Annotated in this window: 17 protein-coding genes; 11 read left to right on the top strand and 6 right to left on the bottom strand. The window is 63.0% G+C overall.

The features are described 5' to 3' along the window. Positions 1-128: 128 nt before the first annotated feature. Positions 129-1,268, bottom strand: a complete 1,140-nt coding sequence (locus IG627_RS04450) for a GNAT family N-acetyltransferase/peptidase C39 family protein (RefSeq protein WP_193190335.1) — start codon at positions 1,266-1,268, stop codon at positions 129-131. 159 nt (positions 1,269-1,427) lie between these two features. On the opposite strand from IG627_RS04450, the gene IG627_RS04445 reads away from it, so the two are divergent. Then, on the top strand, positions 1,428-2,903 hold the full coding sequence (locus IG627_RS04445) for a RimK family protein (RefSeq protein WP_193190333.1): 1,476 nt from the start codon (positions 1,428-1,430) through the stop codon (positions 2,901-2,903). Positions 2,904-3,096: 193 nt separating this feature from the next. Here the strand turns inward: IG627_RS04445 and IG627_RS04440 are convergent, their stop codons facing one another. Continuing rightward, positions 3,097-3,978, bottom strand: a complete 882-nt coding sequence (locus tag IG627_RS04440; RefSeq protein WP_193190331.1) for a LysR family transcriptional regulator — start codon at positions 3,976-3,978, stop codon at positions 3,097-3,099. A 156-nt stretch (positions 3,979-4,134) separates the two neighbouring features. Between IG627_RS04440 and IG627_RS04435 the strand changes: the two genes are divergently transcribed. After that, complete coding sequence (locus tag IG627_RS04435) at positions 4,135-4,911, top strand: ferredoxin--NADP reductase (protein WP_193190329.1); 777 nt, start codon at positions 4,135-4,137, stop codon at positions 4,909-4,911. Between the two features lie 236 nt (positions 4,912-5,147). Here IG627_RS04435 and IG627_RS04430 read toward each other — a convergent pair whose 3' ends face one another. Beyond that, positions 5,148-6,530 (bottom strand): nicotinate phosphoribosyltransferase, encoded by a 1,383-nt coding sequence (locus IG627_RS04430; protein WP_193190327.1) that lies wholly within the window; start codon positions 6,528-6,530, stop codon positions 5,148-5,150. Positions 6,531-6,701: 171 nt separating this feature from the next. Between IG627_RS04430 and IG627_RS04425 the strand changes: the two genes are divergently transcribed. The 6 genes from IG627_RS04425 to IG627_RS04400 all read left to right on the top strand — a co-directional run bounded on the left by IG627_RS04425 (position 6,702) and on the right by IG627_RS04400 (position 11,666). Then, the gene (locus IG627_RS04425) at positions 6,702-7,157 is read left to right on the top strand and encodes a hypothetical protein (RefSeq protein WP_193190326.1); all 456 of its coding nucleotides are present in this window, start codon (positions 6,702-6,704) and stop codon (positions 7,155-7,157) included. A gap of 24 nt (positions 7,158-7,181) precedes the next feature. Then, positions 7,182-7,844 carry a PspA/IM30 family protein gene (locus IG627_RS04420; RefSeq protein ID WP_193190325.1) on the top strand — a complete coding sequence of 221 codons (663 nt, stop codon included), beginning with the start codon at positions 7,182-7,184 and terminating at the stop codon, positions 7,842-7,844. Continuing rightward, positions 7,844-8,500 carry a YqiJ family protein gene (locus IG627_RS04415; RefSeq protein ID WP_193190324.1) on the top strand — a complete coding sequence of 219 codons (657 nt, stop codon included), beginning with the start codon at positions 7,844-7,846 and terminating at the stop codon, positions 8,498-8,500. The genes IG627_RS04420 and IG627_RS04415 overlap by 1 nt, the downstream gene beginning before the upstream one ends. Before the next feature lie 14 nt (positions 8,501-8,514). Continuing rightward, positions 8,515-10,215, top strand: coding sequence for a flotillin family protein (locus IG627_RS04410; protein WP_226864702.1), 1,701 nt, complete (start codon positions 8,515-8,517; stop codon positions 10,213-10,215). A 168-nt stretch (positions 10,216-10,383) separates the two neighbouring features. Further along, positions 10,384-11,343: a DnaJ C-terminal domain-containing protein gene (locus IG627_RS04405; RefSeq protein WP_193190323.1), complete on the top strand. Its 960-nt coding sequence runs from the start codon at positions 10,384-10,386 to the stop codon at positions 11,341-11,343. A 2-nt stretch (positions 11,344-11,345) separates the two neighbouring features. Then, positions 11,346-11,666 carry a chaperone modulator CbpM gene (locus tag IG627_RS04400; RefSeq protein ID WP_193190322.1) on the top strand — a complete coding sequence of 107 codons (321 nt, stop codon included), beginning with the start codon at positions 11,346-11,348 and terminating at the stop codon, positions 11,664-11,666. 185 nt (positions 11,667-11,851) lie between these two features. On the opposite strand, the gene IG627_RS04395 is transcribed toward IG627_RS04400, so the two are convergent. Then, the gene (locus tag IG627_RS04395) at positions 11,852-12,835 is read right to left on the bottom strand and encodes a calcium/sodium antiporter (RefSeq protein WP_193190321.1); all 984 of its coding nucleotides are present in this window, start codon (positions 12,833-12,835) and stop codon (positions 11,852-11,854) included. Positions 12,836-13,011: 176 nt separating this feature from the next. Between IG627_RS04395 and IG627_RS04390 the strand changes: the two genes are divergently transcribed. Beyond that, positions 13,012-13,884 (top strand): DUF533 domain-containing protein, encoded by an 873-nt coding sequence (locus IG627_RS04390; RefSeq protein ID WP_193190319.1) that lies wholly within the window; start codon positions 13,012-13,014, stop codon positions 13,882-13,884. A 105-nt stretch (positions 13,885-13,989) separates the two neighbouring features. Here the strand turns inward: IG627_RS04390 and IG627_RS04385 are convergent, their stop codons facing one another. Further along, on the bottom strand, positions 13,990-14,841 hold the full coding sequence (locus IG627_RS04385; RefSeq protein ID WP_193190318.1) for a carbon-nitrogen hydrolase family protein: 852 nt from the start codon (positions 14,839-14,841) through the stop codon (positions 13,990-13,992). Positions 14,842-14,874: 33 nt separating this feature from the next. Next, entirely contained in the window at positions 14,875-16,230 is a 1,356-nt protein-coding gene (locus tag IG627_RS04380) for a serine hydrolase domain-containing protein (protein WP_193190317.1), read from the bottom strand. 396 nt (positions 16,231-16,626) lie between these two features. On the opposite strand from IG627_RS04380, the gene acpP reads away from it, so the two are divergent. Then, entirely contained in the window at positions 16,627-16,890 is a 264-nt protein-coding gene (gene acpP, locus IG627_RS04375; protein WP_193190316.1) for an acyl carrier protein, read from the top strand. 226 nt (positions 16,891-17,116) lie between these two features. After that, the gene (gene hppD / locus IG627_RS04370; RefSeq protein WP_193190315.1) at positions 17,117-18,211 is read left to right on the top strand and encodes a 4-hydroxyphenylpyruvate dioxygenase; all 1,095 of its coding nucleotides are present in this window, start codon (positions 17,117-17,119) and stop codon (positions 18,209-18,211) included. The last annotated feature ends 5 nt before the right edge of the window (positions 18,212-18,216 follow it).

Raw genomic sequence — 18,216 nt, 5'->3', positions numbered from 1 at the left:
TATTCCTGCCGGTGTAGGGTGCGCCGTGCGCACCAGCCAATCCAGGAGAAGGTTCCCGTGGTATAGGTGCGCACGGCGCACCTTACGAAGCCGATTCATCTGGCTGACGTGAAATGTTTTCGGACGACTCAGTCCGCCGATTCCCTTTTTCGCATCACCCTGCGCACCACCACCGCGGTGCGCAGCCTCTCCCGCCCGAACAGCGACATCTTCGCGAAGTCCTCCCGCGCTATCGGCAGGTACTGGCTGTCGAGGGGATTCTGCTCGTCGTCTTCATCCGGATCGTGCACGTAGAGGCACTCCTCGTCGATGCCTGTCAGTGTCACCCAGTGGGGCACCTTCTTGCCGTCCAGGCGGTAGGTGCTGATCAGCAGCAACGCCAGGGCGCCTTGCTCCAGCCACTGTTGCAGTTGTTCCTGGGTGAATTCTTCCTCGACAACCGGGATTCTTTGCTCCCGGGCCGCCTTGCGGAAGTCCGCATCCACCTGCTGAATCACCGCCTTCTTTGCGACCGATCGCACGCCGTCGACAAACAGCGGCGAGGCCTGGTTCAGGTAGACGGCGCAGTCGAAGCCGCGCGCGCGCATCGCCAGGGCCAGGCCTATCGGGTGGCAGCCGCCGGTGCCTGCGGTCATAAAGATGGTGGTGGCCTGGCGCCACAGGGCCAGCTCCTCGCTGACGGAGGGGCGGTAGTCGGGGTTGAGCGCGGCCATGGCCATCATCGCCGCCGCTGGGCCACAGGTGAAATCGGTGGTCTGGCCATACCAGGGCACCTCCAGGCTGTGCAGATTTTCCGGGCGGTAGCGGATGCGCTTCTGCATGCGCAGGGCATCGCCCGCGTCTTCGTAGTAATTGGCATAGCTGCCGAAGGTGCGATAGCCGAGTTGCCGGTAGAGGGCGATGGCGGAGTGATTGTTCTCGGCCACTTCCAGGCGCATGAACAGGCGGCCGCTGTGGCTGCTGGCCTCCTCGGCGGCGCACAGCAGCGCCCGGCCTATACCCTGTCCGCGCCCGGCCGGGCCCACCGCCAGGGAGTAGAGCCGCGCCAGGCGGGTGCCCCGGCGCAGCAGCACCAGCACATAGCCGAGCAGTTGCCCGGCCCGCTCGGCCACCAGGAAGACGCGGTTCTCCGCCGCCACCCAGTGGCGCAGACGCCGCCGGCTGAGGCGGTCGCCGTCGAAACAGGCCTGTTCCAGCGCGTGCAATGCGGGCACATCCGCGGGCGCGGCGGGGCGAATCTCAAAGGTCGGAAGGCGGGAAGAGGGCATAGGGAATCCGCCCCGGGGGCGGCTGAAAGCACCGCGAAGTTGCGGCCCGGCAACATTAGCAAAAAGGTATAAAAAAGCAGCAAAAAAAATTAGGTGTTGGGCAGTATTTCTTCTATCTTTCGCGCTGTTGACCACCCCCTTTTTGAGGCGCCTACTTGCATGTCCCAGGTGCTAATCGTGATCGACCGGCTCGACGACTGGGCTCCCTACTATCCCAGCGAGCGCGTGATCACCTTTGCCGACTATCTGCAGCTCTCCGCCCGCCAGCAGCGCGTGCGGGTCATCAACCTGTGCGCGGACTACGACTACCGCGCCGAGGGTTACTATTGTTCGCTACTGGCGGAGGCGCGCAGTCACCATGTGCTGCCCAGCGTGCGCACCCTCAACGACCTGTCGCTGCCGCAGCTGTACAAGCTGCAGCTGGCGCGGGTGCTGCCCGCGCTCTCCAAGCTGCGCCCACCGGAAGAACCCGGCACCCACCTGGTGGTCAAGTCCTACTTTGGCCAGTGCGCCGAGCCGGCCCTGCAGCCGCTGGCGCGACTGCTGTTCGACCGCTTTGCCTGCCCGGTGCTGGAGATTCACCTCGCCTGCGAGAAGGCCTGGGAGATTGCCGACCTGCGTATCTGCTCCCACCGCGAGCTGAGCGACGCGGAGGAAACCCTGTTTGCCGAGGCGCTGGACAGTTTCAGCAACCAGGTGTGGCGACAGCGCAAGAAGAGCGACAACAGCCGCTACGACCTGGCGATACTGGTAAACCCGGAGGAGGCGCTGCCGCCGTCCGACCAGAGCGCGCTGAAGAAATTCGCCAGTGCCGGGCGCGAACTGGGTTTCTCGGTGGAGATGATCAGCCCGGGGGACTATATGCGCCTGCCGGAGTTCGACGCGCTGTTTATCCGCGAGACCACGGCCATAGACCACCACACCTACCGCTTCGCCAAGAAAGCCGAGGCCGAGGGACTGGTGGTGCTGGACGACCCGACCAGTATCCTGCGCTGCACCAACAAGATCTACCTGGCCGACCTCTTCGCCACCCACAGGGTGCCGGCACCCAGGACCAGCATACTGCGCCGCGGCGATGAGACGGGCCTGCAGAAGGCGCTGGCGGAACTGGGTCTGCCGATGGTGATAAAGATTCCCGACGGCTCCTTCTCCCGCGGCGTGGTCAAGGTGCACAGCGAGGAGGAGCTGCGGGACAAGATCGGCGAGCTGTTTGCCGAATCCAGCCTGCTGCTCGCACAGGAATTCCTCTACACCGAATTCGACTGGCGCATCGGCGTGCTGAACAACAAGCCGCTCTACGCCTGTCGCTACTATATGGCCAAGAATCACTGGCAGATCTACAACCACGGCAACAAGAAAAACAGCAGCGGCGCTTTCACCACCCTGCCGACCTTCGAGGTGCCCAGGGCGGTGCTGCAGGCCGCACTGAAAGCGACCAAGCCGATCGGCAATGGGTTCTACGGCGTGGATGTGAAGGAGTCCGCCGGCAAGGGCTATGTGATAGAAGTGAACGACAACCCGTCCATCGACAGTGGCGTCGAGGACAAATACCTGGGGCGCGAGCTCTACCGGCTGATACTGCAGGAATTTGCGCGGCGGCTGGACGCGCGCCGCGCCGGGCACCAGCACGAATGATCATTCATTAAATAAATCTGCCCTGTAGGGGCGAACAGCTTTCCCGTCATTCCGGCGCAGAGCCTGTGCCGGGCTCGATCCGGTACCGGAATCCAGACACCTCCGAAACTGGATACCGGCCTGCGCCGGTATGACGAGCCAATAAAAGCTTGAACTGAAACAGAGTATCTACAGATCGATATCGCGGAAATTTTCACGGCACCTGCCGGCACAACTCCAGCCAGCGCTCGATACCGGCACTGCGATATTTCTGCCGGTGCAGGGCAAAATAGAATTCGCGAGAAAGATCCCGCTGGGGTACTGGCAGCTCCACCAGTGAACCGCGCTTCAGGGCATCGGCGAGGGAAACCCTCGACAGGCAGCTGATTCCGAGGCCCGCCTCCACCGCGCGCTTGATCGCCTCCGTGTGCTGCAGCTCCAGGCGGATATGCAGCTGCGGCAGCAGCCCGGCCATGGCGCGCTCGAAACTCTGGCGGGTGCCGGAGCCGGACTCGCGGGTGATCCAGGTGGCCGCGACCAGATCCCTGTCGGTCAGGCGCTTGCGACCGGCAAGCGGGTGCCCCGGCGCGCAGAAGACCACCAGTTCGTCGTCGCGCCAGGGAATCATCTCCAGGTCCGGGTGGTTCAGTTCGCCCTCGATCAGGCCCAGGTCCAGTTCGAAGTTCAAAACGCCCTCGGCGATGGCCGAGGTGTTGTCCACCTCCAGCTCCACCCGTGTGCCCGGCTGTTCCTCCATATAGCGCGCCATGATGCCGGCGGCCAGGTAGTTGCCGATGGTCAGGGTGGCGCCTATCTTCAGCCGCCCCAGGTCCCGGTGTGTGGCCAGAGTCTGCTCCAGCTCCCGCGCCCGCTCCAGCAACTCCTCGGCCCGCGGCCACAGCTGCCGCCCCAGCTCGTTCAGGCGCAGCCGCTTGCCGGTGCGCTCGAACAGGCGCAGCTCGAACTGCTGCTCGAACTCCTTCAGCGCCGTGGAGGCGGCGGACTGGGACATATTCAGGCTCTCGGCCGCGCGGCTCACATTCTCGTGGTGGGCGCAGGCGAGAAAGACTTCCAGCTGGCGGAGGGAGTAGCGCACGGCAGATTCTTTAATTGATAGAATAGATAACGAATATCGAAATATCCCATTTTGCCAATAGATATTCCAGGGCTAAAATTCAACCATTAAGAGAATTCAGGAATAAGTGGTTCTAAACTTAGATCCAAATTGAATATAGACTGTAGATAGAAAGTTATGAGTAATCTGAATATCGAAAAGGTGCTGGAAGTTCACCACTGGAACGACACACTGTTCAGCTTCAAGACCAGCCGCGACCCGGGTTTTCGCTTCGAGAACGGCCATTTTACGATGATCGGTCTGCAGCAGGACAGCGGCCGCCCGCTGCTGCGCGCCTACTCCATTGCCAGCGCCAACTACGAGGACGAGCTGGAGTTCTTCAGCATCAAGGTGCCGGACGGCCCGCTGACCTCGCAGTTGCAGAAGATCAAGCCCGGCGACGAGATCTTCGTCAGTCGCAAGCCCACCGGCACCCTAGTGGCGGATCACCTGCTGCCGGGCAAGCGCCTGTGGCTGCTGTCCACCGGCACCGGCCTGGCGCCCTTCCTCAGCATTATCAAGGACCCGGATGTTTACGAACGCTTCGACCAGGTCATCCTGACCCACGGCGTGCGCTTCAAGTCCGAGCTGGCCTATCGGGAACATATCGAGGAGGAGCTGCCGAACCACGAGTACTTCGGCGAGATGGTCAGCGAGCAGCTGCTCTACTACCCGACCGTGACCCGCGAGCCCTACCGCAACAACGGCCGCCTGACCGACCTGATGCTGTCCGGCAAGATTTTCCAGGACCTGGGCGTGCCGCAGCCGAATGTCGAGGAAGACCGCTTTATGCTCTGCGGCAGCCCGGCGATGCTGAAGGACCTGACCGGCATTCTCGACGACTGGGGCTTCCGCGAGACCCGCGCGGGCGTGCCGCACGAGTATGTGATCGAGCGGGCTTTCGTAGAGAAATAATATTTCCCGAACTTTTCTATCCCTTGTAGGAGCGGCCCATGGCCGCGATCAATCTATCCGAGTTCTCAGGAGTCCGATCGCGGCCATGGGCGGATGGCCGCCCCGCCGCTCCTACAGATACATCTGAAAGCGAGCCACTGGGAGCAGTATTTCGGATCCGCTGACGCCACGGATGTGTCGACGGATTTACAGGATGTTTGCGTGCCGAGATGCTGCCCCCAGTGGCTTGCAACCTTTCAGATTTCCGCCCGCGCGCGCACCTCGTCGAAAGTCGTCTCCAACAGCAACTGCCCATCGCGATATACCGGCCGCAGTAAATTCTCCCTGTCCCCCAGCTTTTCCAGCGCAATCGTCCTGAATTTATTGTTTGCATCGCGCACCAGCGCCAGGCGCCCGCGCTTGGATTTCTTCTCCGGCCCTGTCACCGGATCCTTGTAGACATCCTGCCAGTGGCCGTCGATACGAATCGCACTGGCCTTCATTGCGAAGCTGAGCAGGTCCCTGTCCAGTTTCTGCAGCAGTTCCCCCCCCATACCGAAAGTCACATTGTCCGCGCTCTGCTTGCGCTCTTTCATCGCCTGCAGGATTTTCGGAATCGAGCGCCGTGAAATACCGTCGCCCTGGATAATGCGGATAAATTCCGGCAGCAACCGGTAGCCCTTGCTGTTTTCCGTGCAACCGAAAATACGCATCAGCCGCTCCAGGCTTTCGATAACGATCTTTACCGGATCGCCGGAATCGGGCCTTATTACTACAGTGCCGCCGTTTTTGATCACCCTGTCTTTGAGCACACCGCCCCAGATATTCTCTATCGCATTCCAGATGTCGTAACTGTCGCTGACCACCGCCACCAGTTTTCCCGTACCGGCGAACTGCTCGAGCATATTGGCGTAGGCATCCGCCTCCCGCTCGCGCCCCCAGGCGGTGATGGTGCTGTGCTCGGCGGCCGGGATCGAATAGCCGGCCATCTCGGCGCCATAGTATTTTCTTGCCGCCACCAGCCCGGACACCGTATCCGTACCCTGGAAATTCACCAGGTGCGCCATGCCGCCGAGCATGGCCGTCTCCAAGCTGCTGGCACCGCGACTGCCGAAGTCGTGCAGTTTAAATGGCAGTCCGTCGAGGGAATCCGCCGTCTCCTCCAGGTAGCGGGCAATAATCTTCTTGATCTCGCGGCTCTGGGTCGCCACCGTCATCGGATACCAGGTGGCGCGCACCAGCGCCGTCTCCAGATAGCTGGTCAGCCAGAAACAGGCGGGGCAGGTATTTACCAGCTGCAGCATCACATTGTGCAGCGGCACTACCGTGCCCTCGGGCACCGCGGAAATCTCCAGCGGCAGCAGGCCGCCGTGCTCCTCGAGGATGTGCTCCCAGCCGGCGCGGTGGCAGGGCAGGCCGTGGGCGTGCAACAGCGCCTCCGCCTCATCGATATCTGCCGCAGAAATGGGCGCCAACAGGTACTGCTTGATAAATGCCTGCAGGCCGAAGAAAACCGCTTCCGGAAATACGCCGCCGCGGCACTCGATGTAACTACTCACATACCCGGCACCCGGCGGATACTGCAGGTAGTGGCTCGCCTTGTAGCTGTCGACGTTGAGTATCAGGTTGTGCTCGGACATGGCATTGGTCGCGGGCGGAAAAGGGATTTGCAACTGTGCATAAAACAAGCAAAGCACAGCGCGCGGCCAGTGTCGCTGGCGCGAAATTGATCAACAGCGATAACTTTCATCAACTTTGCGTTGACCCCCTGTATACGCATGTGTACTTTTGTATACACACGGAGGGAAGCGATGCTCAACAAAACACAATCCATTTCGGCGCGCCTGTCAGCGGACGACTATGCCTACCTGATGTCCATCGACCGCAACGGCGCCATCACCCAGAGCGAGAAGGTGCGAGAGTTGATTGCGATGGCGCGGGAATCCGTCGGCCTGCAGAGTTTCGCCCGCGCCTATATCGCCTCGTCCGAAGCCGTGCTGCCCATCAAGGCCCGCTGTGCGGACGAGAGCGACAGGAGCCTGCTGGTGGAGGCGCTGCTCGAGTTTCTCGCCGAGGGCGCCGCCGCGGTGCAGGCCTGTGCGGATGAGGAGGCCATCACTCCCGCACTGGAGCAGCGCGCCCTGCCGGCAGTCGAGGCCTTCCTGGAAAAAATACTGTTGCTGGCCCTGCAGGAGGAACCGAGGGCGGCCGACCCGAATTGCACGAAGCGACTGAAAAGGCAGCTGGATCTGCTGTTGAACACCTAGTTAAATAAACGGAAGGAGAAAACAATGAAAGAAGGACTGGTAAAGCGTATATCCCGACTCATATCCGCCTCCGCCAATGCCCTGGTGGACTCGGTGGAGAGCGCTACCCCACAGCTGGTGATGGAACAGGCGATCCGCGAGATCGACGATGCCATCGCCGAGGTGCGTGACCAGCTGGGCAAAGCCGAGGCGGCCAAGTATCTCAGCAGCAAGACCCTCAACGATGAAAACAATCGCCACGCTGCCCTCACCGGCCAGATAGAAATTGCCGTAAAAGAGGGTCGCGACGACCTGGCCGAGGCCGCCATCGCCAAGCAGATGGATATCGAGGCGCAGCTGCCGGTGCTGGAAAAAGCCATCAGTGAAGCCGATGCGGAAATCAATGAACTGAATTCCTATATCAGCGCACTGCAGGGTAAGAAGCGCGATATGCGTGAGCAGCTGCGCGAATTTGCCAAGGCCAGTGAGCATATCGTCGACGGTACCAATGGCGAAGCGCAGGGCGGCAGCCGCCGTACTGCGGACAAGGTCGACCAGGCCGAGGGGGCCTTCAACCGCGTACTGGAGCGCGCCGGCGTGCCCACTTCTGAATCCAGTGCCGACGCCAGCAAACTGGCCGAACTGGAAGAGCTGGCGCGCAGCAATCGCATCAAGGAGCGGTTGGCGAAAATCAAGTCGGAGGCTTAATGGCTTTCCTGTTACAAGACGGCAACCAGCTGTTCACCGGCGCCCTGGTACTGATGCTGATGATCGCGGTGCTGGAAGGGGCCATGCTCCTGATCGGCGTCGGCATCTCGGACCTGCTCGACAACCTGCTGCCGGACGCGGACATAGACCTGGACGCGCCGGACACAGAGGCCGGCGGCGTGCTGACCAAGCTGCTCGGCTGGCTGCGTTTCGGCGAGGTGCCGGCGCTGATACTGCTGGTCGCCTTCCTGGTCGGCTTCGGTATCACCGGTCTGGTGATCCAGATGTTTGCCAATTCGCTGCTGGGTTTTGTGTTGCCCGGCTGGCTGCTGGCGATTCCGGTGCTGTTGCTGGCACTGCCGCAGGTGCGCTTCGTCGGCAACCTGTTGCGGAAATTCGCGGTCGGCGATGAAACCGAGGCGGTGGGGCGCAAATCCTTTATCGGTCAGGTGGCCGTGATCACCATCGGCGAGGCCGCGGCGGGATCGCCGGCGGAGGCGCGCTTCAGCGACCAGTTCGGCACCACTCACTATGTGATGGTGGAGCCGGATGAAAACGAGACTTTCAGTCAGGGAGAAAAGGTGCTGCTGGTGGAGGAGTGCGGGAGCAACTTCCGCGTGATACGCCCGACCAACCAGCACCTGGTAAATAACTAAAAGGAAAAACCACAATGAATATGATCGAAAACTTTTCCACAATTTTATTGATGGCCGGTGCCGTACTGGTCGGCCTGATAGTGATCGGTACCATTTTCGCGCGCCTCTACACCCGCGCCTCCAAGGAGCGCTCCTTCGTGCGCACCGGTATGGGCGGGCAGAAGGTGATCATGAACGGCGGCGCCCTGGTGCTGCCGGTGCTGCACGAAATCATCCCGGTGAATATGAACACCCTGCGCCTGGCCGTTTCGCGCAAGGAGCACCAGGCGCTGATCACCAAGGACCGCATGCGTGTGGACGTGCTGGCCGAGTTCTACCTGCGCGTCAAACCGGATGTCGATGCCATCGCCAACGCTGCCCAGACCCTGGGTATCCGCACCCTGGATCCGGAAGCGCTGAAAGACATGATCGAGGGCAAGTTCGTCGACGCATTGCGCTCGGTAGCCGCGGAAATGGAGATGGCGGAACTGCACGAACAGCGCAGCCAGTTCGTGCAGAAGGTGCAGCAGGTGGTGTCCGAGGACCTGCTGAAAAACGGTCTCGAACTCGAATCCGTCTCCCTGACCGGACTCGACCAGACCCACAAGGAATTCTTCAACCAGGACAATGTCTTCGACGCCGAGGGCCTGGCCAGCATGACCCGCTCCATCGAGGCGCGGCGCAAGGAAGTGAACGACGTCGAGCAGGACACGCGGGTACAGATCGAGCAGAAAAACCTCGAGGCCGAGCGCAAGCGCCTGGAGATCGAAAAGGAAACCCGCTACGCGCACCTGGAACAGCAGCGCGAAATCGAAAACCGCGAAGCGGCGCAGAAATCGGATATTGCCAAGGAGCTGGCTGCCCAGGACCGGGCCGCACGCCAGGCGGAGATCGAGGCCCAGCGCGAAGTGGATCAGTCGCGCATCGGTGCCGAGCAGGCCACCAAACTGCTGGAAATCGAAAAGGAAAAACGCCTGCAGGAGCAGGAAATCGAGCGCGAGCGCATTCTCGATGAGCAGCGTATCTCCAAGCAGAAATCCGTCGAGATCGCCGAGCAGGAGCGCGCCATCGCCGTTGCGGAAAAATCCAAGGAGCAGTCGGTCGCCGACCAGCAGGCCAACGTGGCCCTGGCGGAAGCGGTGAAAGCCGAGGAGCAGGTGCGCACCGCCAAGGACGTGGAAGTGGCCGAGCGCGACAAGCGCATCGAGATCATCGAGGCGCAGAAGGAAGCCGAGCGCCAGGCCACCTCCATCAAGGTGGCCGCGGAAGCGGAAAAGGCCGCGGCGGAAGACAAGGCCGAGGCACTGCGCCTGCAGGCCAGCGCCGAGGCGGAGGCCGTGCGCATCAAGGTCGAGGCCGACCGCGAGAAATACGCCGTGGACGCCGAGGGCCAGCGCCTGATGAACGAGGCCTTCAACAGCCTCAACGACGCGCAGATTGCACTGAAGAAAGTCCTCAGCCTGCACGAGAACCTGCCGCATATTATCCGTGAGAGCGTCAAGCCGCTGGAGAGCATCGAGGGCATGAAGATCATCTCCGTCGAGGGCCTGAACGGCATCGACGGCCGCGCGAGCGGCGGCATCCTCGAGAGCGATGGCGAGACCAGGGGCCAGAGCCTGCCCGAGGCGCTGGTAGGCAGCGCCCTCAAGCACCGCGCCATGGCGCCCTTGGTAGATTCGCTGCTGAAGGAGGCCGGCGTCGGCGACCTGACCAAGGTGCCGGAAACCGAAGCCTGATCTTTCAATTAGTGTTCAAGCCGCCCATCGAGGCGGCTTTTTTCTTTTAAATATTGTCCCGCTCGTCATACCGGCGCAGAGGCTGCGCCGGTATGACGAAAGAACACAGCGGGAGCTGCCAGTCCCAATTCGTGGCAGAGCCACCGATCTTCGGCTTTTATTAAAGCCATGGAATACAAGGACTACTACCAGATTCTCGGCCTGGAGCGCGATGCCGACCAGGCCGAGATCAAGCGCGCCTACCGCAAGCTGGCGCGCAAATACCACCCGGATGTGAGCAAGGAGCATGAGGCCGAGGACCGCTTCAAGGAAGTGGGTGAGGCCTACGAGGTGCTCAAGGATCCGGAGAAGCGCGCCGCCTACGACCAGCTGGGTGCCGGCTACCAGTCCGGGCAGGAATTCCGCCCGCCGCCCAACTGGGACCAGGGCTTCGAGTTCCACGGCGGAGGCTATACCGAGGCGGATCCGGAGGCCTTCAGCGACTTCTTCGAAAACCTGTTCGGGCGCGGCGGCGGCTTCAGGCATTACGGCCATACGGGCGGCGCCCGGCACAGGTTTCACGCCGAGGGCGAAAATACCTACGCCAGGATCGCCATCGACCTGGAAGACAGCTACCGCGGCGGCAAGCGCCAGATCACGCTCAAGCACTCGGTACTGGGGGCGGACGGGCGACCCGAGATCAAGGAGCGCAAGCTCAACGTCAAGATTCCCAGGGGCGTCACCGAGGGCCAGCAGATACGCCTCGCCGGCCAGGGCGAGCCGGGACTCGGCGACGGCAAGCCCGGCGACCTCTACCTGGAAATCTCCTTCAACCCGCACCGGCTCTATTCGGTCGAGGGCAAGACGGTCTACCTGAAGCTGCCGCTGGCCCCCTGGGAGGCGGCCCTCGGCGCCAAGGTGCAGGCGCCGACACCGGACGGCCCGGTCAACCTGACCATTCCCCCGAACAGCAGGGACGGCAGCAAGCTGCGCCTCAAGGGCCGCGGTATTCCGGCCAAAGAGCCCGGCGATCTCTATGTGGTGCTGGACGTGGTGGCACCGCCGGCGGACAGCGAGCCGCAGAAAGAGGCCTATCGCCAGTTCAGCGAGGCCTTTGAATTCGATCCGCGCAGCGGTCTGGGAGGATGATCATGGCGGCAAAAAAACCCGAGGAAATCACCGGCGCCATACTCGACGAAGAGAGCGAGCTGACCCTGGGCGAACTCTGCCGCGCCTGCGGCATGCCGGCGGAGCAGATCATCGCGCTGGTGGAGGAGGGCATTATCGAACCCCGCGGCGCCCGCACCCGCTGGCGCTTCAGCGGCATCTGCGTGCGGCGCGTGCGCAAGGTCTACACCCTCAAGCGCGACCTGGGCGTGAATGTGGCCGGGGCGGCGCTGGCGATAGAGTTGCTGGAAGAGATAGAGCGGCTGCAGGCGCGGCTGGCGCGCCTCGAGAGCGGGCGGGATTAATCCAATTCTTTCACATCGTCGTTCCGGCGCAGGCCGGAACCCAGCTGCCACTGGCTCTGGATACCGGCATGCGCCGGTATGACGACAGTACGCTGTAGGAGCGGCCGTTGGCCGCGATCAGACTTCCCGATTACTACCGGGCACTGATCCCGACCCCCAATTCGAAACCATCGCGATAAATATCGTCAGCCCATCGCCGTCCTGGTAATGGTCATCACCAGATAGGCGTTATAGGCGAGATAGGCCAGCAACAGCGCGCCACCCTCAAAACGGTTGATGCGCCCCTGGCCGCGAAAGCCGTAGGCGAACACGAACAGCGCCACCGTCAGCCCGATCACCATTGGCCAGTCCCGCGACAGCACCTCCGGCGGCACGCTGGACATGGGCGCTATGGCGCCGGCGATACCCACCACCGCCAGCAGGTTGAACATATTCGAACCCACCACATTGCCGATGGCGATATCGTACTCGCCCTTGCGCGCGGCAATCACGGTGGCCGCCAGTTCCGGCAGTGAGGTGCCCAGGGCGACGATGGTGAGGCCGATAATCAGGTCGCTGACCCCCAGCGACTCGGCGATGGTCACCGCGCCCCAGACCAGGATGCGCGAGCTGACGATCAGCAGGGCCAGGCCGGCCACCAGCCAGAAGATGGCGCGGCCCAGGGTCATCGAATGGATCTCCAGCTCGCTCTCGATATTGCCCTCGATGACGTCGCCCTTGCCGGTCAGCGCCGAGTAGATGGACCAGCCGATCAGGCCGAAGAAGCCCGCCAGCAGCACCAGCGCCTCCCAGCGCGCCAGGGCGCCATCCCACAGGAAGAAGCCACCGAGCAGGGTGATCGCCAGCAGCAGCGGCAATTCCTTGCGCACTATCTTCGAGTGCACCGCCAGCGGGATAAACAGCGCAGTGAAGCCGAGAATCAGGCCGGTGTTGGCGATATTGGAACCGTAGGCGTTGCCCAGCGCCAGGCCCGGGCTGCCGTCCAGGGCCGCCATGGCCGACACCACCATCTCCGGCGCCGAGGTGCCGAAGCCGACGATCACCATGCCGATCAGCAGGGTTGGCATGCCGGCGTGTCTGGCGGTGGCGGCGGCGCCCTCGACGAAGCGGTCGGCGCTCCAGACCAGCAGGGCGAATCCGGCGATGATGGCGAGGGCGGCGAGAATCATAAGTCGTCCTGTAACGCATTGGTTGGGGCAAACGGGGGCCGATTGTACCGGCTTCGCCGCAGACAAAAAGGGCGATCGCAAAATAGCGTCGCGGCAGTCCGGCTGGTCAGTGGGGGTTGGCGGCGCGGCTCACTACAGTGGATGCGTATTCCACCCACTCTGCAAGGGCCCTCTCCATGAACAAGAAACTGTTGCTGGGCGCCCTGGTCGGCGCCGGTATTTCCATGCTGAACAAGAAGATGCGCCAGCGGCCCCAGGCCCAGGCGCCGGATATCGCCAAACCGGATTTTTCGCGGGTACCACCGCCCACCACCGGCGCGCCGCAGGATAGCAGCCTGGACGATATCTTCGGCCGTCGGGTTCAGCCTGGTGGGCAGAGCTCGGGCGCTGCCCCCGGCGCGGCTGGAGGCGGTGGTGGCCTGGGCGACATCCTCGGCGGCGCCGGTGCGGCCGGTGGTGCGACGGTACTGATGGATATCGCCCGCCGTGTGTTCGAACAGATGCAGCAGGGCGGCGGTGCGCCGGGCAAACCGGCCGGCGGTGGCCTGGGCGATATCCTCGGCCAGATCTTCGGTCGCAGCGGCGGCAAGTTCGGCCAGCAGAGCCCCATGGGCCAGGCCGGCGACGCCGGCGCCTGGCAGCAGGCGCAGACCCGCGGTGGCCTGTTCGGCTTTGCCGCCAACGACAGCGGCGCCCGCGGCGAGGAGCAGGCCGAGCTGATGCTGTACGCCATGGTGGCCGCGGCGCAGGCGGACGGGCGCATCGACGAGGCCGAACAGCGCAATATCCTCAAGGCCCTCGAGGGCCAGCTGGACAGCGCCGACATGGAGGAGTTCAGGCAGTTCCTGACCACGCCGGTGGATGTGAACCAGCTGGTGGACAGGGTCAGGGACCCGGCCACCGCCTTCGATATCTACCTGGTCTCGGCGATGACCATCAACGAGGACAACCCGCAGGAGAAGGCCTATATGGATCGGCTGGCGGAGAAGCTCGGCATCTCCGAACAGGCCGCCCATGTGATAGAGCAGCAGCTGCCGCACGCGGCGTAAATAGCCGGTATTCGTCGTTCCGGCGCAGGCCGGAACCCAGGTGCCACTGAACTGGATGCCTGTACCGGATCAAGTCCGGTACAGGCTCTGTGCCGGCATAACGAGCTACAGCCGCCGCATGGATAGCAGCGGCATGCGCTCCCGCACGGATTTCAATTTGTCCCCACTAAGTGTCGCGATGATCACCGATTCCCCCTCGCCGGCCTCGGCGATCACCTCCCCCCAGGGATCGATAATCGCCGAGTGCCCCCAGGTGCGCCGCTTGGGGGAGTGCTCGCCGCCCTGGTTGGCGGCCACCACATAGCAGCCGTTTTCCACCGCGCGGGCGCGCAGCAGCGTCATCCAGTGGGCCTGGCCGGTCACATAGGTGAAGGCCGCCGGCACGAACAGAATCTCGGCGCCCGCCGTGGCCAGCTCCCGGTAGAGCTCGGGAAAGCGCAGATCGAAACAGATACTCAGGCCCAGCTGCGCCCAGGGCGAAGCCGCTGCGCGGGGCCGCTCGCCCGGCTCGATACTGGCGGATTCCCGGTAGCGGCCGGCGGCGTCGGCCACCTCCACATCGAACAGGTGCATCTTGTCGTAGCGGGCGCGCAGTGCGCCGCGATCGTCGTAAACCAGGCAGGCGGATCTGGTGCGCCCGCCGGCCACCACAGAGCCGTCTTCGCGTTCCGACAGCGGCACGGCGCCCGCCACCAGCCACAGCCCCAGCTCCGCCGCCCAGCGCTGCAGCGCGTACTGGATCGGCTGCCGATCGGCGCTGGCCCCGGCGACGCCGGCGTAGGGCTCGGCGGCGTCGGCGCTGCCGCGATCCGAGAGATGGGCGAAATTCTCCGGCAGCAGCACCAGCTGGGCGCCGCGTTCGGCCGCCTGTCGCAGCAGCCGCTCGGCCTGCGCCAGGTTGTCGGCGACCGACGCGCCGCTGACCATCTGCACTGCCCCTACACAAAGATCTTTCATCGCAAAGTCCCGGTAAACGCTGAATGGGCGGCCTCAGCCCCGCGGCAGGAGTCCGGCAAAGTTCTCCCCGGTGGGATACTCGCTCGCACTCCAGCCCAGCCGCACCACCACCGTTTTGGTGGAGGGCGAGATCATCACCGCCTGCTCGCGGTTGCCCAGCATAAAGTAGGCGTCCGCCGGCAGCTGCGGGTAGCGCAGCTCCTCGCCGCCGCCGTTCAGCCAGAACTGGTAGCCGTAGCGGGGTTCGTTGGCACTGGTATTCGGCGCCGCGGCGCGCGCTACCCAGTCGTCACTCAGCACCTGTGCGCCCTGCCACTGGCCGCGGTTCAGCATCAGCTGTCCCAGCCGCGCCCAGTCGCGGCCGGAGGCATAAATATAGGAGCTGCCGACAAAGACGCCGCTCGGGTCCACCTCGAAAACCGTGTGCGCCATACCCAGTGGCTGCAGGATTTCGCGCTGGAAAAAGTCCAGGCTGGTCTGTACATCGCCGCCGAGGCGCTCGTGTATCCAGCGCGCGATCAGGTTGGTGGTACCGGAGGAATAGGAGAAGTGTTCACCGGGCGCGTGGGCGGTGCGGCTCGCCAGGGCGATATCGGAGGCGCTGTGGGCGTTGAACAGCATTTTCGTGGCATCGCTGCCCGGCGCGTAGGTCTCGTCAAAGTCGAGGCCGGAGGCCATCTGCAACAGGTCCCGCAGCGCTATCTGCGCGCGCGCGTCCCCCTGCCAGCCGCCGAACACCGGCCTGGCGGTGCTGTCCGCCAGGCCCAGTGTCTCCATGCGCCCCGCGAGCATCGCGGTCAGGCTCTTGCCCATGGACCAGCCCAGCAGCGGCGTCTGCGCATCGATACCGGGGCCATAGGCCTCGGCCGCGAGCCTGCCGTCCTGCACCACCAGGAGTGCGCGGGTCTGCAGGCCGGCGGCATTGTCGGCTTCGAGCAACGCCTCGACGCGGTCCTGCAATTCGCCGTCGATGGAGGTGACCGCAGTGCCCAGCGGCCATTCCTCACCGTTGCTGGCGACCGGGGCCATGCGTAGGCGATCCAGCGCCGTGGTATCGCCGATATCCAGGGTGCAGCCGAGGCCGTCGCGATAGGTGGCGCTGGTGCGGCCCATGCCCAGCAGTTCCGCGGTCACGCGGTCGTCGCCGTAGTGCAGCTCCAGCAGCCGGTTGGCCGGCGAGTAGGAGGCCAGGTCGTCGAGAATACGCGCCTCATCGAAGCCGGACACAAAGCGCCCGGAGCAGGCCAGCTTGGCGCCCATGCCGGTGGCCACGCGCACCGCGGTGCCGAGCTGGGTGACCGAAAAGCCGAGAAAGGTTGGAGCCAGCAGGGTGACTGCCAGGGCCAGGGTGGCGACTGTGGCCGCCAGTATCGCCAGGGTTTTTTTCATGGAATCACCGCCGAATCAGGGGACTTGCGCGCGCGCTTTATTGTTTTACACAGCGATTGTATCCGACACAGGTGCGGGCTACTGGTTGGAATCGGCCATGCAGTGCGCGGTTGCGCCCTGCAAAGTGCCACGTGAAACTATCCGGCATGGACAAGTCGGTTCCATGACGGTTAATCCGGCGAAATTTAAATACCGGCAAAATTAAAAAAACAGAATATTTTTGGTTTTTCAAAAAGGCTATCGCGGCAAATCTGCACGGGTATACTGTCGACGCCGGCAGCGCCAGGATGGCGCCGAGTGACTGTGCGATTGCCAGCGGAAACTTCTCAAAGCGGAGCGCGCCCCGCGCCTTTGCCACTGCGCAAAGAGTGAAAAAACAGTGTAAGGAAACGAACCATGCCAACAGTTGAAATGCAGGTGATAAAAATCATCGCCGACCAGTTGACCATCGATCAATCGGAAGTAGGGCTCGACTCTTATTTTACCGATGATCTCGGCGCTGACTCGCTGGATGTGGTGGAACTGATCATGGCGTTTGAGGAAAATTTCAGGATCGAGATCCCCGACGAGGATGCCGAAAAGATCATCAGGGTCCGCGACGCCGTCAACTATGTCGCCGAGCACGCAGCAATCGCCGATGAAGCGGAAGAGGATGCATAGGTAAATTCCCCGCACGCACAGACGCTGCCGGTGAAAGCCCGGCAGCCGCCCCCTCCCCCTGCCCTCATGGGCCGGCAGCCGGTGACCAGATAAGGTCTACAGGTCTCCAAAACTTCCCGCCCCTTGACATTAGTTACACATGCAACTAAGTTCGTTGCACCTGAAACTATTCACCCCGCCGCCGCACTAGCATAGCGGCGAAACGAGAGAGAAAACGGAGGGCAAGATGGCCGATTTATTTGAAAACCCGATGGGTCTGGACGGCTTTGAGTTCGTCGAATTTACTGCGCCGGAGAAGGGCATCCTGGAAACGGTCTTCACGGCCATGGGCTTTACCAAGGTGGCCCGCCACCGCTCCAAAGATGTAGAGCTGTGGCGCCAGGGTGATATCAACTTTATCACCAACTACGAGCCGGGCAGCCACGCCCACTACTACGCCCAGGAGCACGGCCCCTCCGCCTGCGGCCTGGCCTTTCGCGTCAAGGACGCCAAGGCGGCCTACGAGCGCGCGATCGAGAAGGGTGCCCAACCGGTGGAAGTGAAGACCGGCCCGATGGAACTGCACCTGCCGGCCATCAAGGGTATCGGCGGCGCCAACCTGTATATGATCGATCGCTACCAGGAAGGCCAGACCATCTACGATATCGACTTCCACTGGCTGGAAGGCGTGGACAAGCACCCGAAGGGCTGCGGCTTCCACACCCTGGACCACCTGACTCACAACGTCTATCGCGGTCGCATGGACTACTGGGCCAAGTACTACGAAGACCTGTTCAACTTCCGCGAGATCCGCTACTTCGACATCAAGGGCGAGTACACCGGCCTGCTGTCCAAGGCCATGACCGCGCCGGACGGCAAGATCCGCATCCCGCTGAACGAAGAGGCGGCCGGTGGCGGCGGCCAGATCGAAGAGTTCCTGATGAAGTACAACGGCGAGGGCATCCAGCATATCGCCTTTGCCTGTGACGACCTGATCGCCTGCTGGGACCGCCTGAAGGAGCAGGGCATGGAGTTCATGACCCCGCCGCCGAACACCTACTACGACATGCTGGAAGAGCGCCTGCCCGGCCACGGCGAGCCCACCGGCGAGCTGAAGAAGCGCGGCCTGCTGCTGGATGGCACCACCGAGGGCGGCCAGCCGCGCCTGCTGCTGCAGATCTTCTCCGCCAACATGCTCGGCCCGGTATTCTTCGAGTTCATCCAGCGCAAGGAAGACGAAGGCTTCGGCGAGGGCAACTTCAAGGCCCTGTTCGAATCCATCGAGCGCGACCAGCTGGAGCGCGGGGTTATCGGCGACAAGGGCGAGAAGAAAGAGGCCTGATACCG

Origin of the sequence: Microbulbifer taiwanensis (genome assembly GCF_014904815.1) — a bacterium.
Classification (GTDB): Bacteria; Pseudomonadota; Gammaproteobacteria; order Pseudomonadales; family Cellvibrionaceae; genus Microbulbifer; species Microbulbifer taiwanensis.
This window is presented reverse-complemented; position numbering and strand designations above follow the sequence as displayed.